Source organism: Nocardioides bruguierae (assembly GCF_023656415.1).
Classification (GTDB): Bacteria; Actinomycetota; Actinomycetes; order Propionibacteriales; family Nocardioidaceae; genus Nocardioides; species Nocardioides bruguierae.
The window spans coordinates 55,975-71,424 of sequence record NZ_JAMOIL010000017.1 but is presented as its reverse complement, the minus strand read 5'-3'; the positions used below and the strand labels follow the sequence as shown (position 1 = coordinate 71,424).

Sequence of the window (15,450 nt, the reverse complement as noted above, 5' to 3'; positions counted from 1 at the left end):
CCGTTTCAGGTGGGGTGGCGGGCTGCTCGGCGCGCACGCTGCGCGACCGGGTCCGCGATCGGCGACGCCTCCACGAGGCGCCGGGTGTAGGGGTCGGTGGGGTTCGTGACGACCTGGGCCGCCGGGCCGCGCTCCACGATGGCGCCGCGGTTGACGACCACGACCTCGTCGCTGACGTGGCGGACGACGTCCAGGTCGTGGGTGATGAACAGGTAGGCGACGCCGGTCTGCGCCTGGATGTCGAGCAGCAGGTCGAGCACCCGCGCCTGGGTGGAGAGGTCGAGGGCACTCACGGCCTCGTCGCAGACGACCAGCTTCGGCTCGCGCGCCATCGCGCGGGCGATGGCGATGCGCTGGCGCTGGCCACCGGAGAACTCGCGGGGCAGTCGGGCGAGGCTGTCGGCCGGCAGGCCCACGATGTCCAGGAGCTCGGTGAGCCGGGCCCGGGCGGCGGCCCGGCTCGTCCCCGCTGCCACGAGCGGCTCCGCGAGGATCGCCTCGATCGTCATGGCGGGGTTGAGCGAGGAGTACGGGTCCTGGAAGACGACCTGGAGGTCCGCGCTCAGCGCCCGTCGGGTGCGCGCGTCGGCGTGGGTGATCTCCCGGCCGTCGAAGATGACGCCGCCGTGCGTGATCGGCGCCAGCCCGAGGATCGCGCGACCAAGCGTCGACTTGCCCGACCCCGACTCCCCCACCACGCCCAGCGTGGTGCCGGCGGGCACGCGCACGCTCATCGAGTCGATCGCGACGAACGAGCCTCGGCGGAACCCTGCGCGCGGGTACTCGACCCGCAGCTCGTGCACCTCGAGCAGGGGTGCTTTCGTGGTCACGGGCATGTCAGGCCTCCGTCGTGGCGGTCGAGGGCGACCCCTGGCCGATGCGGGTCCGGGGTGCCACGTTGCTGAGCGTGGAGCCCAGCAGCTCGCGGGTGTAGGGGTGCTGCGGCGCGGCGGACAGGTCGAACACGTCGCGGGTCTCCACGAGGCGCCCGTCCTTCATCACCGCGACCCGGTCGCAGATGTCGGCGACGACACCCAGGTTGTGCGTGACGATCACCAGGGCGAGGTCGAGGTCGCGCTGCAGCTCGCGGAGGAGGTCGAGCACCTCCTGCTGCACCGTGACGTCCAGGGCGGTCGTCGGCTCGTCGGCGATCAGGACGTCGGGCGAGCAGGAGATCGCCATGGCGATCAGGACACGCTGCGCCATGCCGCCGGAGATCTCGTGCGGGTAGGAGCCCAGGGCCTTGTCGGGATCGACGATGAGGACGCGCTCGAGCAGCGCCCGCGCACGCTGGGTGGCGGCGCGCCGGCTCAGTCGCTCGTGCGCGCGGATGGTCTCCACCATCTGCGCACCGATCGTGTAGGCGGGGTCGAGGTTGCTCATCGGGTCCTGGGGCACGTAGGCCAGCCGGGAGGAGCGGATGTGGTTGAGGGAGCGCTCGCCCAGCGAGAGCAGGTCCAGCTCCCGGAGGCGGATCGCACCGGCGACCCGGACCGCCTCCGGCGGGAGCAGTCCCAGGACGGAGAACGCTGTCTGGGACTTCCCGGAGCCGGACTCGCCCACGATGCCGAGGCACTCGCCGCGGTCGACGTGGAAGGAGACGCCCTTGACCACCTCGGCGCGGGTCCCGTCCTGGCGGCTGTACTGCACGTGCAGGTCCTCGACCACGAGCGTGGCCTCGTCGGAGGTCCGAGCCTCGACCTTCGGCGCAGCCGCGACCTCGGCGGCGGCCTCGGCGGCGAGCCGTCGGGAGCGACGGGGGCTCTGGACCGCGTCGGTGCGGTTGACCACGTCGCTGAGACCGCTGCCGAGAAGGGCGAGGGCAGCCACGGTGATGCCGATGGCAAGGCCCGGCCACAGGGTGAGGAGCGGGGCCTCGATGTTGCTGCGGTAGGCGTCGTTGACCATCGCGCCCCAGCTGGGTGCGAGCGAGTCACCGATCCCGAGGAAGGCGAGACCTGCCTGGACGATGATCGCGACGCCGGCGCTCAGGGAGGCCTGGATGATGATCGGGGTCGCGACCACGGACAGGATGTGGCGGAACACGATGCTGACCGGGCTGATGCCGGCGACACGCGCGGCGTCCACGTAGAGCTCCGCCCGGACGTTGACGACGGTCGAGCGCGTCAAGCGGAAGAACGCGGGCGAGAGCAGCACGCCGAGAGCGATCATCGAGGGCGGCATCGCGGTGCCGAACGCGGAGACGACCACGAGCAGCGCCACGATGCCCGGGACGGCCAGGAGGACGCTCGCGACCCAGCCGGCCACCGCGTCGAAGCGACCTGAGCGGTACCCGGCGACGAGCCCGGCGGGCACACCGACGACGACAGCGGTGACGATGGCGATGAGGCCGGCGAGCAGGCTGGTGCGGGCGCCCCAGAGCAGCCGGGAGAGCACGTCGCGGCCGGCACTGTCGCCTCCCAGCGGGTGGTCGGCGCTGGGGGGCGCCAGGACGTCGTCGAGGACCGCCTCGGTGGGGCTGTGGGGCGCCAGGAGCGGCGCGAGCACCGCGGCCGCCACGACGAGGAGGAGCACCAGGCCGGAGACCACGACGGTCGGGTTGCGCAGGGCGCGCCGCACGACGTGGTCCGAGGGGGTGCGGACGGGGGCGGCAGTCGATCCGGTCATCGCGTCCTCGCCTTCGGGTTGAGGAGGCCCTGGAGCAGGTCCAGGACGAGGTTGACGACGACGACGATGACCACGGTCACGAGCACGATGCCCATGACGACCGGGACGTCGCCGACGTTGGTGGCGGAGATGGCCAGGGCACCGATGCCCGGCAGCGCGTAGATGTTCTCGATGATGATCGCCCCACCGAGCAGGCCGATGAACTGCAGCGAGAGCACCGTGAGAGCGGCCGGGGCCGCGTTGCGCAGCGTGTGGGCCACCAGGATGCGGCCGGGCCCGATGCCGCGACTGCGGAGGGCTCGGACGAAGTCGCGCCGCTCCACCTCGATGACGGAGTTGCGGACCTGCTGGGCGATGGAGGCGGTCACGCCGGCGGCCAGCGCCACGACGGGCAGGGTGATGCTCGAGAGCCACGCGGCCGGGGACTCCACCAGGGGCGTGTACCCCACCGCAGGGAACCAGCCGAGCCGGATAGCGAAGGTCTGGGAGAGCAGCACGGCGAACCAGAAGGCCGGCAGCGCGAACCCGACGACGACCACGAGCTGGAGGACGACGTCGACGACGCCGCGGAAGCGGGCGGCCAGCGTGCCCAGGGCCGTGCCGACGACGGCCGCCACCACGGTGGCGGCGATCGCCAGGCTCAGGGTGACCGGGACGCGGGTCAGCAGCGTCGCCATGACCGGCTGCCGGTTCGTCCACGAGGTGCCGAGGTCGCCCCGGAGCAGGTGGCCCCACCACTCGAGGAACTGCGTCAGCACCGGCCGGTCCAGGCCGAGCTCGGCGCGGCGCGTCTCGATCTGCGCGGCGGTGGCCGACTGGCCGAGGAGGTTGGCGACCGGGTCGGAGCCGGAGGCGTAGAGCATGAAGAAGGTGATCGAGGCGACGACGACGACCAGGGAGAGCGCCGCGCCGACCTTGCGCGTGAGGAACAGGAGCATGGGTGGTCCTCCCGGGGGAGGGCGCCCGACCGGACGCCCTCCCCCGTGACGGGTCAGGAGGCGGGGGCGTAGAGGCTCAGCGGCGGCACGATGTTGCCGGGCAGCTGGGTCACCTCGACCGCGTCGGAGTGGATGTAGATGACGTCGGTGGCGTACCAGGGCGCGAACCAGGCCTGCTCCACCAGGTGCTTGTTGAGCTGCTGGTAGAGGTCGGCCCGCTCGTCTTCGGAGGCGGTGCGGATCTCGGCCACCAGGGACTCGACGGTCTTGTCGGTGCTGTGCTGGTAGTTCGCAGCACCATCGGGCAGGACCAGGTCCCGCACGACGCCCCACGGGTCGGCGAACATGGACCAGCTGAACTTGTGCGCCGCGAAGTCGGGCAGCCGCGAGAGCACGTTGGTGGTGGGCATGCTCTCGTACTCCACTGTGATGCCGATGTCGCCGAGCTGCTGCTGCACCACCGCGTCGAACGACGATGTCCAGTCCGAGGACGGCAGGGTGAGGGTGAACCCGTCCGGGTACCCGGCCTCGGCGAGGAGCTGCTGGGCCTTCTCCGGGTCGTAGTCGTAGTAGTCGTTGAGCGACTCGTCGTAGGCCTCCGACCCCGGGTTGAACACCTGGGTGCTGACGCTGCCGTAGCCGAGCTGGTACTTCTCGAGGATGGCCTCGCGGTCGAAGGCGTAGTTGATCGCACGGCGCACGCGGACGTCCCCGAGCGCGGGGTTGATCGTGCCGTCGCGGTCGTCGAGGAACAGGCCGTTCCAGTCGACGACGTTCTGTTGGACGACCAGGTCGCTCGCCTCCGCCTGCTCGACCCACTGGGCCAGGCCGGACGCGGCGTCGACGGCGCCCGACTGCAGGGCCGCGAGGCGGGCGCTGTCGTCGGTCAGCGGCTGGATGACGACCTCGTCGTAGGGGTAGGCGTCGGAGTCCCAGTAGTCCGTGTTGCGGACGAAGTGGTACTCGCTGCCGGTGGTCGAGGAGCCGGCGTCGAACATGTACGGGCCCGTGCCGACGGGCTCGGTGTCCAGGGAGCCGTCGCTGATCGCGGCCGGGCTCGCCATGTACCCACCGTTGTCGGTGAGGCTCTGCACGAGGCCGGGGTCGGGCTCGGAGAGGTTCAGCGTCACCGTGTCCGCGTCGTCGGCTGTGGCATCGGTGACGGACGCGAGCGAGCCGGACGCGGCGCCCGAGCCGTTCTTCATGGCCTCGATGTTCGCCACCACGGCGTCCGCGTCGAACGCGGTGCCGTCGGTGAACGTCACGTCGTCGCGCAGCTCGAGGGTCAGATGGGTACGCGACTTGTCCCAGCTGTAGTCGGTGGCGAGGTCCGCGACCACGTCGCCGTTCTCGTCCAGCTGCAGCAGCGAGTCGTAGACCGGCTGCATGTACTGCAGGTAGTGGCCTGCGCCGATGGCGGCCGGGTCCCACGAGGTCACGTCGACCTGGGAGCCGAGGGTGAGGGTGCTCGAGGAGCTCGACGACGCCGTCGAGCCGTTCGAGCAACCGGTCAGCGAGGCGCCGAGGCCGAGGGCGGTCACGACCGCCGCGGCCAGGTGGAGGCGAGAGGTACGCATAGGTGCTCACTTCGGGAGAGATCGGGCCGCCGGAGAGGCGGTGCGCCAAAAACTACCGATAGGTCTGTCGGTTTTGAAGAGGTGACAGAACTCGTAACAGGAACGCAACGCGCGCGACATCAGCGCCGGTCGTGCGACACCGCCCGACGGCGGCCGGCGTCACGGACGCAGCGAGGCCTTCAGGTCCTCCACCCAGGTGGCGAAGTGCTCGGCGTAGGCGATGGCCTCGGGCTCCTGCAACCACTGGTTCTGGAGCCCCTCCACCATGGCGACGACCTCCACGGCGAGCCTGTCGAGGTCGACGCCCGTCCGGATCTCCCCCTGGGCCAGGCTCCGCGTGAACCCCTCGACCAGGAGCTGGCGAGCGGCCCGGAAGTGCTCCCGGGACGTGTGGGCCCCCGGGTGTCCACCCGGAGCCGACTCAGCGGCGATGAGGTGGGTGAACTGCACGTACTCCCACCGATCGAGGTTCATCCTGGCCATGCTCACGAAGGCGTCGAGCACGCCGAAGCCGCTGGGGTCCTCGCCGGCGAACCCGTCGAAGAGACGCTGGTCCGCGATCTCGAGGTGCTCGTGGACAGCGGCGAAGAGCTGGTCCTTGTTGGCGAAGTGGTGCAGCAGGCCGGGCATCGAGAGCTCCGAGGCCCGGGCGATCTCGGCCAGCGAGGCACCGCGGTAGCCCCGTTCGGCGAAGGCCTCGGTCGCCACGCGCAGGATCCGCGATCGCGCTGCGCGGCCCTTGGAGTAACCCCGGCCTCGCCGACCGGCGGCGTCGGCGCCCGTGCCGGCGGCGTCCTCACCGGCGTCCTGGCCCGGGAACCGCCGGGTCACCGGAGAAGAACCGCTCATCCGACAACCATAGGGCAGCGCTCGCGCCGACAGCCGGGGCGGGCGGGGACGGTCCCGGCTGCACGTCAGCCAGGACCCTCGCCCTCCGTCGACGAGGGCGAGAGACCCGCACGCGGACGTTCTTCATCAGCGGCTGGTCGCTCTGGGTGCTGAAGTCCTCCAGCCCGAGCAGGACGTTCATCTCGGGCATGTAGCCCGCGACGGAACCCAAGCGCGCTCGGCCCGTGTGGGGACCGGTGAGCCAGCGGCCGTGGCGTCGTCGACGATCGGTTCGTGCGGAAGTCTTGGCCAGAAGCCCGATCGAGCCACGTCACCGGAGTCGCAGGCGCCACACCCGCACACCATCCGCCCAGGACAGAGGGAATTTCTCCGGGTGCCCCAGGTAGGAGTCGAACCTACGACCTTTCGCTGAGGAGGCGGCTGCTCTATCCAGCTCGGGCGCAGATGCCCGCAACCACGTCTGCGCAGGTCAGAGGTGTGAAAGCTGGTCTGACCTGCGGGTTCCGCCACCCCGGGCCCCATCCGCGCTGTCCGGCTCGCAACGGCTGAACTCGGCGAGTAGCGGGAGTCTGTGCGGAATACGTGGGGACGTTCTCGCGGCGATGACCGGCCGGCGACGGTGGCGACATCCCCCCACCCCGGCGACCTCGCCTGCCGGTCACGCAGCGGGGCCCGCATCCTGGGTCACGGCGTGTCCGGTGTCGAGGATGGTGACCTCGACCGGCCTTCGGTGCCAGCCGAGCTCACGGACGGCCTTGGAGCAGTCGGCACGGCGTTGCACTCCGAGCTCTCCGACGATCATCCGCAGCTGCCTGTCGCGCCGCGCCATGAGGCGCACCAGGACGTCGGGCAGCTGCCGGGTGGGGATGCGAGTTTGCACGTCCGGGAGTCCTCCTCTCAGCGTGGCGGCGAGCTCGCGGTACCAGACGAAGTCCCCGGCCCCCAGGTACCGCTGCCCGACAGCGGCGGGGTCGAGCAGTGCCAGCACGTGCAGCACAGCCTCGTCCCGCACGTCGACGACGTTCCAGCCCAGACGGGGGACAGCCGGCACCCCTCCCGAGACCAGCCGACGCACCACGCCGATGGTGCCCGAGCGGTCGGCATCACCTGCCGGCGGACCGAGCATGAAGGACGGCAGGACGGTGGTCAGCTCCAACCCGAGCTCGTCCGCCAGGTCCCACGCCAGCCTCTCCGCGTGGATCTTGGAGTCGGGATAGGCCTGGAGGGGGTCGCCGGACGACGCCGTCCACTCGCGCTCGCTCATCACCTGCGACGCGTCCGGCGGGTACGCCGCGACCCCTGACGACGTCACCACGACCCGAGTCACTCCCGCCGCTGCCGCATGCCGCAGCACGCGCGAGGCGCCCTGCGTCGCTGCCGCGACAAGATCGACACTGCTGTCGAACGGCATCGGGGAAGCCGTGTGCACGACCGCGCTCACGCCGCTGAGAGCCTCGCTCCACCCCTCGTCGGCCATCAGGTCGGCCTCCACGAGCTCCAGCGACGCATCAGCGGGCCCGTGGGCGAGCAACGCCTCGCGTGCGCGCTCCGCCCGGAGCACGTCGCGGACTGTCGCGCGGACGGCGAACCCTCGTCCGAGCAGCTCAACGATGACCCAGCCGGCCAAGTAGCCCGTTCCACCGGTGACCAACACCGGCCCGTCCGTTCCTTGCATCACATCATTCACCAATCTCATTGAGTCGTATCATTGACTTGAACAATGTAGCATCCCGACCGTGACCCCACGAGAGACCCACGAGAAGGCACAGGTCTTCGCACTCCTGACGGACCTGGCCGAGCGGGGCGGCACCCTGGTGGCCGAGACCCTTCAGGCGTTCGGGGCCCCCGCCTCCGCAGGGCCGACCATCCGACTCCTGGCCACGTCGACCGACCCCGTGACGCCACGAGACCTGGCACGACGACTCGACCGAGACCCGTCGACCGCCACGCTGGTGGCCGACCGACTCCAGGAAGCCGGGCTTGTGGCGCGCGAGCTCCACCCGAGCGACGGCCGCAAGCGCGTGCTCGTCCTCACCGAAAGAGGCCAGGACCTGTGGACCGCGATGCGTGACGGCCTGCACGCAGCCGCGTTCCTGGACTGCCTCTCCCCCACCGAGCGAGCCACCTTGATCGAGCTCCTCTCCAAGATGTCTCGAGCAGCCCGCGACGCAGGGGGCCCTTTCGAGGCCCGGCCGGCCGGAAGGTGAGGACGACCCGATGACCACCGCGACCGCGCAAGCGGATCTCCTGGTCGCAGACAACGATCGAGCGTCCACACACCCCGAGCCTCGACCGAGAGCGGGTGTCGGGCGCTCGTTCGTCAGGCTCGGGCAGCGCGCAGTGACGTAGCCTCGCCCCGATCGAACAACCTCAGCACCAGCGACCCGCTGATGCAGGGGCAAGGCGGCGAAGCTGCACGAGTGCGACGAAGGCGAGACAGATGCCCCGAGCCAGGCCGACCGAACCGCGCACTGAGACCGACGGCCCAGCCCGGACGGTGCTCACCGGCTTCGTACCCGATCGGCTCACACCCGTCCCCATCCACCACCAGCTCGCCACCCACCTGCAGCAGGCCATCGCCTCCGGTGACCTCGCGCCAGGAACCCTGCTGCCCAGCGAGCCGACCCTGGTAGAGATGCTCGGGGTCTCCCGACCGACCATCCGACGCGCCATGCAGCGGCTGGTCGACACCGCGCTTGTCGTCCGACGCCGAGGCATCGGCACCCGGGTCCTGCCCCCACGCGTGTCCCGCTCCATCGAGCTCGCCAGCCTGCACGAGGACCTCGAGCGCGCCGGGCTCCACCCGACCACACAGGTCCTCGACCTCGGCCTGACCCCCGCCACCGACCGGGTGGCCGACCTGCTCGAGGTCCGCCCGGCAAGCCCCGTCCTGCGCATCGTCCGCCTCCGACTCGCCGACGACGTCCCCATCGCTCTGATGACGAACCACCTACCCGAAGAGCTGGCTCCGATCACCAGCACCGAGATCGAGACGACCAGCCTCTACCGGCTCCTGCGCGCCAAGGCGGTCAACCCCCACATCGCCAACCAGACCGTCGGCGCACGCCGAGCCACACCCGAGGAAGCCGACACCCTGCAGGAGCCCAGCAGCGCACTGCTCACGGTCGACCAGGTCACCTACGACGACCGCGGACGCGCCATCGAGGTCGGCCACCACCTCTACGCAGCCAGCCGCTACCAGCTCCACTCCGCACTCCTCCGGACCTGAGGCAGCCGTCCACGGCACTGAGCCGGAGGCGCGTGCCTCGCTCGGGCGGACGTGGAACCCGACCGTGCCCCGCTGCGAGAACCAGCCTGTGGCAGGCCTGCGGCCAGCTGGCGTCATGAGCCTCGCACGGAGAGCCCACAGGATTCGCACAAGAACGTCCGTTACCGTCGCGCCATCCCCAGAACGCGGGGCCGTCGACCCGGCACGTCCGGGCCTCGACCCACTCTGACCAGGAGACCCCTTCCATGGCCAACACGTTCATCGCGCCGGCGCGCCGCACCCGGCGTGCAAGCCTCGCCGTGCGGCTCGCCGTCGGCGCGACCGTCACCACCCTGGGCCTCGCCGGCCTCACCGCCTGCGGGTCGGACGACGACAGCACCGCGAGCGACTCGACCTCGGCCTCGGCTGATGGCATGCCCTCGGGCGGCCCGGGCGACGGCGAGGCTCCCGGTGACGGCGGCGGAATGGGTGGCAGCACCACCTGCGAGGCCGACGACACCGACACCATCTCCGCCTCCACCCCGGACGCCGACACCACCGAGGTCACCGCCGAGGCGGTCGATGCCGCCAACGCGCTGATCGCTCTGCTGGACGACGACCAGGTCACCGAGGTCACCCAGGACTTCGCCGACCTCTCCACCAAGGAGTGCAGCTGGTCCAACTTCCCCGACGGTCTCTTCAGCGGCCGCGTGGGCCTGCGGATGGGCGACCTCTCCGACGCCCAGCAGGAAGCCGTGATGGCGATCCTCGAGACCGTGCTCTCCGACCAGGGCCTGGAGTACTTCACCGCCCAGCAGGGCTCCGAGGAGACGCTGTCCTCCGGCGAGGACGACACCACCTACGGCACCGCCAATTACCACATCGCCTTCTACGGCGACCCGTCCACCGACGACGCCTGGGCCATCCAGTTCGGCGGCCACCACCTCGGCATCATGGTCACTGTCGGCGACGGCGCCCTCTCGGTGACGCCGTACTTCAAGGGCGTCCAGCCGATCGAGTACACCAACGAGGACGGCGAGAGCGTCGAGGCGATGGGCGACCTCGCGGACAACTTCTTCGCCCTGTTCACCTCGATGGACGACGACACCCTGGCGGCCGCCGAGCTCAGTGGCACCTACGACCAGCTGGTCATGGGCCCGCAGTCGGACACCGACTACCCCGACACCGAGGGCGTGGCCTACGGCGACCTGACCGAGGAGGAGCAGGAGCTCGTCTGGTCGGTCATCGAGGGCTACGTGGACGACTACGACGAGGATCTCGCCCAGCCGCTGCTGGACCTCTACGAGTCCCAGCTGGAGGACACCTACGTGTCGTGGTCGGGCCAGGTCGACCAGGACACCACCGGCTCCTACCTGCGCATCGACGGTCCCCGGGTCTGGATCGAGTGGGCCAACGTGGACAACCCCGGCGAGTCCGGCATCCACCTGCACACGATCTACCGCGACAAGGAGCTCGACTACGGGACGGGCACGTCGTCGTGACCATTCCCGACACCGGGGCTCTGGAGCGGTGCGCGAGGTCGGTGGCCTTGATGGCCGCCGGCCTCGCGGCCGCCGCGCTCGCGCTGGTCGGTCTGGCCGTCCCGGCGAGCGCGCACGGCGCCTCCCCCACGCTCGTGGTCACCCGGCTCGGCGCCGACGCCACCGCGGAGTCCCCCGTCGTCACCCTCGTGGCCCGCGTCCCGCTCGACCGTCTCGACCTTGCCTATGGCACCTCCTTCGCCCAAGACGCTGCCGACGACGGAGTCGACGCCGCGGTCACCGCCGACGCCGACTCCATCACCGACCTGCTGCTGAGCAAGGTCTCCCTCACCGCCGCCGATGGCACCGCATGGACCCTCTCGGTGCAGCGGGTCACCGCCGGCTCCGTCGAGGGCGTGGACGCTGCCCGCGTCGTCCTGCGCGCCGTGCCCGCGAACACCGCGACCGGCACCGAGCTCACGGACCTCGCACTGACGTGGGGCCTGGTCACCGACGTCATCGTGACGCACCAGGTCTACGTCGGCGCCGTGGGCACCGACGGCGAGACCTCCCTGGTCGCCACCCTCACCCAGGCCGAGCCGAGCACGTCCCTCACCGTCACTCTCCCGTCCGGGGCCGCGGAGCCCACCGCCTCGTCGCTCAGCACGGTCCGCGAGATGCTCGCGATCGGGTTCGAGCACTTCCGCTCCGGTGCCGACCACCTGCTCCTCCTGTGCCTGCTGGCCCTGGGCGTGGCCCGACGGTCGCTGTCGGTCCAGGCCTCGGACGCAGGAACCGGAGCCGTGAAGGCAGGATGGCGAACGACCGTCCGACGCCTCGTCCTGCTCACGGCGACCTTCACCGTCGGCCACTCGATCAGCCTTGCCCTGGCCGCCACCGGTCTCGTCGACCTGCCGAGCCGGTGGGTCGAGACAGCGATCGCGCTGACCATCCTCGTCACCGCCGTGCACGCGGCTCGCCCGCGGCTGTCGTGGCGCTGGGAGCTCGGCCTCACGGCCGTCTTCGGCCTCGTCCACGGCCTCGGGTTCGCCGGCGCGCTCGGTGAGCTGTCGCTGCGGGGTTCCGACCTCGTCCTGCCGCTCCTCGGGTTCAACCTCGGTCTCGAGGCCGCCCAGGTCCTCGCCCTCGTCCTCGTGCTCGCACCTCTCCTGGTGCTGGCCCGCTCCCGCGTGGCCACGACCGTGCTCGCCGGGTGCATCGGTGTCGTCGCCGCGTCCTGGGCCATCGAACGTGGCCTCACGACCGGGAATCCGCTCGAGCCCGTCGTCGCTGTCCTGCTCGCCAGCCCCGAGCGCGTCGCACTCCTGCTCGCACTCGGCGCCGCCGCGCTGCTGGCCGTGCGATGGACACACCCACGGCGCCCCGTCGCGGTCTGACCCGAAGTCTGGCGTGAGGAGGCATCGGCCTCGACCCGAACGTCGTCGGCACGCGCCGAGACGCTGGGATCTTCCTGTCGCATGACTCGTCTGACGCAGGTGATCCCGGGCCGAGACGCTGCACTCGACGCGGTGCGGCGTCCCAGCCCGGGATCGTTTGCGACTCTGCCTGGGTGGGTCTGTCTTGCTTGTCGGCAGCGTGCGTGCCCTGTCCCGACCGTCCATTTTCGTCGGCCGGCCGAACAGGTCTTGCACGACGTCGCTCAGTTGATGACGAACACCCGGCTCACGCCGGCGGGTCCGCCCTTGACGGTGACCCATCGTCGGCCATCGGTCCTGACCCTTGCCGTGCTGTGCGCAGGCACCCGGACTCGGAGCTCGTGGCCGGCCCCGACGGCTTGCCACCGAACCGTGATCGCACCACGCGGCGTCGGCACCGCGCCTCGCGCCCACTGCACGGTCTCGAACGCGGGATCGACCTCGAACGTGCGGTAGCCGGGCTCGATCGCCTTGACCCCGAGCACGTAGTCGCTCAGGACTGCCGTGGCACCCGCCGACCACCCATGGGACAGACTTGTCGAGGCGTCGGCAACCGTGCCGTCCGACGCCACGTTCTCCCAGAACGTGCCGGTGTAGCTCGGATTGCGAGCCTCAGTCATCGGCCCCCAGGTGCGCTTCACCAAGTCCTTGGCCGCGGCGACATCGCCCTGCTCGAACAGGGCCGCAGAGGTGAAGGCGCTGATGAAGGGGCTGATCAACGTGCTGTGGGCGGCGTCCGAGTAGGGCGCAGATCCATAGGGACCCCACAATCCCTTCAGCGAGGCGAGCACCCCTGCGAGCTTCGTCGGAGGCACGACTCCGAAGAGGACTGCGAGCGAGTTGGCGTCCTGAGCGACGGTGCCCCGATCGCTCGCGGAATTGTCGTACACGCCCGTGGACGTGTTGAAGAGGCTTCGGTTGATCGAGCGCTTGACCTTCGAGGCCGTGGCCAGGTGGGCTTCGGCCGCCGCAACGTCACCAAGCCGCTGCTCCAGATAGGCGGTCTGCCGCAATGCCTCGAAGTACAACAGGTTGAAGGACGTCACCACCCCACTTTTCGCACCGTCGTAGGGATTCCAGTCGTATCCGCCGGCCACATCCCACGAGTCGTCGCTCGTGGCGACGAGGCCATTCTTGCGGGTGAGGGTCTGGTCGAACGCGAGCTGACCCTGAAGAACCGGAAGGAACCGACGGGCGAAGCGCATGTCCCCGGACCTCTTGACGTAGTCCACCGCGGCGATGGCTGCCCAATGGGAGTAGCTGTTCGAGTACGGCTCCATCGCCCCGGAGCGGGCGTTCTGGCCATTGATGCCCGCGCCTGCGCTGGTCGTGCGCAGAAATTTCAGGAGTGTCTGTCGCACATACTCCTGGCCGTTGGAACCGAGGGTGGCGAGGATGCCAGGACCTTCGATCGCCAGGTCACCTGCCCAGAGTGCGCGGTCGCGCTTGGCTCCGTCCAGCACGACCGGCACGGTTTCCGGGTGGGCCCCCTTCCCGGCCGGCTGCATGCTGGTCTGCAGGGTGTAGGCCCCGCTGTACCAGATCTTGTTGAGCTTCCGAGAGCTCGACAGGAAGTAGCCCTCGTACTTGGCAGCCGTGGCGCGATAGGCCTCGAACCTGGTCCCGACACCAGTGATGCTCACCGAGCCCGGGTCCTGCAGCTCAATGACCTGATAGCGCTGGCCACCCTCGAACGATCCGAATGCCCGAGCTCCGCTCGAGACGGCCATTCTGAGCACTCTGGGGTAGCCGGCCGACGTGGTGCTGTCACCGGACAGGCGACTCGTCAGCGCCACGACGTAGACCCCGGTGCCGAGATCGGCCGCCAGCGGATTCTCGAGGGTCAGCACGTCCCCGTCGATGGCCGTGACGACGTTCTGGCCACCCGCAGGGTAGAAGTGGATGGTGTCGCCAACGCGGAAGAGAGCCGGGCCAGTCACCTCGATCACAGAATCGCCGCTACTTGCCGGCGCCGACGTCTTGCTCAGCGCCTGTCCGTAGAAGTTGTCGCGGGTCTCGCTGAAGGCCGTGTAGATGTCCGGCGCGGCGCTGTCGTCACCTTCAGCGAAATCAAGGAAAGGCGTGCCGGCAATTTCCTTCCCGTAGTCGATGAGGACCGAGGCCGGCTCGCCCCCCTCCTCGACAGTGAAGGTGGCTGCTCCGCCCGCGCCGGTCAGTGCGGGGAGGTTGGTGACATCACCGGAGAGCAAGGTGACCGCTACCGGTGCAACGAGCTTGTGGTCTGGCCCCAGGACGTACTCGCGCCAGTCCACCGTCGAACCTGCTGCTCGGGCAGGTTGCTCCTGTGGCTCTGTCGCGAGGCTCGGGGCGATCGGGGCCAGCCCCATGACGACGGACGCCATGGTTGCAGCAGCGAGCGTGGCTCGAAGTCTGGTTCTGAGGGGGAATGAGTGCATCACGCGACTCCCTGGCAAGCGGCGGTCGATGGACCGGAGGCGAAGTCGTGGACAGGGCTCGGTCCACGCGGGCCCGCCCCAGGTATTGAAACCTTTCAGCGGGTGGGCAGCACTGTATGACGGGGGTCACACGACGTCAATAGAGAACGCGGCGACCTCTATTGGGGTGCAGCCAGAGCAGCCCGGCCACCCAGACCGCCGTCAGTCAGCACAGGGCAGGCTGGCGCGGATCGCCGGAGCCCAGACGTCGCGTGCGATCGACTCGATCTCATCCGGGTCCGGCGGCGTTCGACGAGTCATCAAGTGGTAGTTCAACAGCGCGAAGCCGCAGTGAGTCACCGATCGTGGGACGGCGCCCGGACCCAGCTCGCCAGCGGCCTGAGCAGCGCGAATGATGTCGGCAACGATGCGGATCTCCTCGGTGGCCGCGTCGATCGCGGGGGCCGTGGGGTCCATCCGAAGGGCCTCGGTAATGGCATGGAGGGCTTCAGCGAACGGGCCGCTCAGGTATTCGGAGGCCGCTGTCAGAGTCGCCGCGAGATCCTCGGCGAGGTGTCCCGTCGATAAAACTGGTCGGGGCAGCTGCGAACCGACCATCTGCGCGGACGCATGAACCAGAAGGGCCTTGGTCGGCCAGCGGGCATATATCGAGGCCTTGCCGGTCCGCGCCCGCTTGGCAACGCCCTGGATCGTGAACCCCCGCCAGCCCGACTCGGACAGCTCGGCCCAGGCCGCCTCGAGGATGGCCGCCTCAAGCTTGTGCCCGCGTTTGCGCGAAGGGGCTTCCTCACTCACGGACCACAGTGTGTCAGGACGCCCCACCCCGATGCCTCGAGCATCTGACGCGGCGGAGGTGCTACGTCTGAGCACTCGGTTGCGTCGACTTGCCGTGCCGGCCAGCGACTGCACCCCTACC

12 protein-coding genes are annotated in these 15,450 nt (G+C 70.0%); 4 read left to right on the top strand and 8 right to left on the bottom strand.

Annotation, left to right across the window (positions count from 1 at the left end; genetic code table 11):
- Positions 1–5 precede the first annotated feature (5 nt).
- The 6 genes from M8330_RS13940 to M8330_RS13915 form a co-directional block, all read right to left on the bottom strand.
- Positions 6–836 (bottom strand): ATP-binding cassette domain-containing protein, encoded by an 831-nt coding sequence (locus M8330_RS13940; RefSeq protein WP_250827823.1) that lies wholly within the window; start codon positions 834–836, stop codon positions 6–8.
- A gap of 1 nt (position 837) precedes the next feature.
- Positions 838–2,628: a dipeptide/oligopeptide/nickel ABC transporter permease/ATP-binding protein gene (locus M8330_RS13935; protein WP_250827822.1), complete on the bottom strand. Its 1,791-nt coding sequence runs from the start codon at positions 2,626–2,628 to the stop codon at positions 838–840.
- Positions 2,625–3,566 (bottom strand): ABC transporter permease, encoded by a 942-nt coding sequence (locus M8330_RS13930; RefSeq protein ID WP_250827821.1) that lies wholly within the window; start codon positions 3,564–3,566, stop codon positions 2,625–2,627. The genes M8330_RS13935 and M8330_RS13930 overlap by 4 nt, the downstream gene beginning before the upstream one ends.
- Before the next feature lie 53 nt (positions 3,567–3,619).
- Complete coding sequence (locus M8330_RS13925; RefSeq protein WP_250056181.1) at positions 3,620–5,143, bottom strand: ABC transporter substrate-binding protein; 1,524 nt, start codon at positions 5,141–5,143, stop codon at positions 3,620–3,622.
- Between the two features lie 159 nt (positions 5,144–5,302).
- A complete protein-coding gene (locus tag M8330_RS13920; RefSeq protein ID WP_250827820.1) occupies positions 5,303–5,992 on the bottom strand; it encodes a TetR/AcrR family transcriptional regulator in 690 nt (229 codons plus the stop codon).
- A gap of 658 nt (positions 5,993–6,650) precedes the next feature.
- Positions 6,651–7,667, bottom strand: a complete 1,017-nt coding sequence (locus M8330_RS13915) for an NAD-dependent epimerase/dehydratase family protein (protein ID WP_250827878.1) — start codon at positions 7,665–7,667, stop codon at positions 6,651–6,653.
- A 61-nt stretch (positions 7,668–7,728) separates the two neighbouring features.
- Between M8330_RS13915 and M8330_RS13910 the strand changes: the two genes are divergently transcribed.
- The 4 genes from M8330_RS13910 to M8330_RS22500 all read left to right on the top strand — a co-directional run bounded on the left by M8330_RS13910 (position 7,729) and on the right by M8330_RS22500 (position 12,078).
- Positions 7,729–8,199 (top strand): MarR family winged helix-turn-helix transcriptional regulator, encoded by a 471-nt coding sequence (locus tag M8330_RS13910; RefSeq protein WP_250827819.1) that lies wholly within the window; start codon positions 7,729–7,731, stop codon positions 8,197–8,199.
- Positions 8,200–8,432: 233 nt separating this feature from the next.
- Positions 8,433–9,221 (top strand): GntR family transcriptional regulator, encoded by a 789-nt coding sequence (locus M8330_RS13905; protein ID WP_250827818.1) that lies wholly within the window; start codon positions 8,433–8,435, stop codon positions 9,219–9,221.
- Between the two features lie 245 nt (positions 9,222–9,466).
- The gene (locus M8330_RS13900) at positions 9,467–10,702 is read left to right on the top strand and encodes a DUF3500 domain-containing protein (RefSeq protein WP_250827817.1); all 1,236 of its coding nucleotides are present in this window, start codon (positions 9,467–9,469) and stop codon (positions 10,700–10,702) included.
- Positions 10,699–12,078 (top strand): HupE/UreJ family protein, encoded by a 1,380-nt coding sequence (locus M8330_RS22500; protein ID WP_250827816.1) that lies wholly within the window; start codon positions 10,699–10,701, stop codon positions 12,076–12,078. Before M8330_RS13900 ends, M8330_RS22500 begins: the two co-directional genes overlap by 4 nt.
- A 263-nt stretch (positions 12,079–12,341) precedes the next feature.
- Here M8330_RS22500 and M8330_RS13890 read toward each other — a convergent pair whose 3' ends face one another.
- Together M8330_RS13890 and M8330_RS13885 are read right to left on the bottom strand one after the other, a co-directional pair.
- Positions 12,342–14,390, bottom strand: a complete 2,049-nt coding sequence (locus M8330_RS13890) for an alpha-L-rhamnosidase C-terminal domain-containing protein (RefSeq protein WP_250056214.1) — start codon at positions 14,388–14,390, stop codon at positions 12,342–12,344.
- A 345-nt stretch (positions 14,391–14,735) separates the two neighbouring features.
- The gene (locus M8330_RS13885; protein WP_250827815.1) at positions 14,736–15,329 is read right to left on the bottom strand and encodes a TetR/AcrR family transcriptional regulator; all 594 of its coding nucleotides are present in this window, start codon (positions 15,327–15,329) and stop codon (positions 14,736–14,738) included.
- Positions 15,330–15,450 lie beyond the last annotated feature (121 nt).

Excerpts from the sequence above, each read along its gene's own strand:
- M8330_RS13900 (WP_250827817.1), top strand. The coding sequence starts at position 9,467 with ATGGCCAACACGTTCATCGCGCCGGCGCGCCGCACCCGGCGTGCAAGC.
- M8330_RS13925 (WP_250056181.1), bottom strand. The coding sequence starts at position 5,143 with ATGCGTACCTCTCGCCTCCACCTGGCCGCGGCGGTCGTGACCGCCCTC.
- M8330_RS13920 (WP_250827820.1), bottom strand. The coding sequence starts at position 5,992 with ATGAGCGGTTCTTCTCCGGTGACCCGGCGGTTCCCGGGCCAGGACGCC.
- M8330_RS13935 (WP_250827822.1), bottom strand. The coding sequence starts at position 2,628 with ATGACCGGATCGACTGCCGCCCCCGTCCGCACCCCCTCGGACCACGTC.
- M8330_RS13940 (WP_250827823.1), bottom strand. The coding sequence starts at position 836 with ATGCCCGTGACCACGAAAGCACCCCTGCTCGAGGTGCACGAGCTGCGG.
- M8330_RS13915 (WP_250827878.1), bottom strand. The coding sequence starts at position 7,667 with ATGCAAGGAACGGACGGGCCGGTGTTGGTCACCGGTGGAACGGGCTAC.
- M8330_RS13930 (WP_250827821.1), bottom strand. The coding sequence starts at position 3,566 with ATGCTCCTGTTCCTCACGCGCAAGGTCGGCGCGGCGCTCTCCCTGGTC.
- M8330_RS13905 (WP_250827818.1), top strand. The coding sequence starts at position 8,433 with ATGCCCCGAGCCAGGCCGACCGAACCGCGCACTGAGACCGACGGCCCA.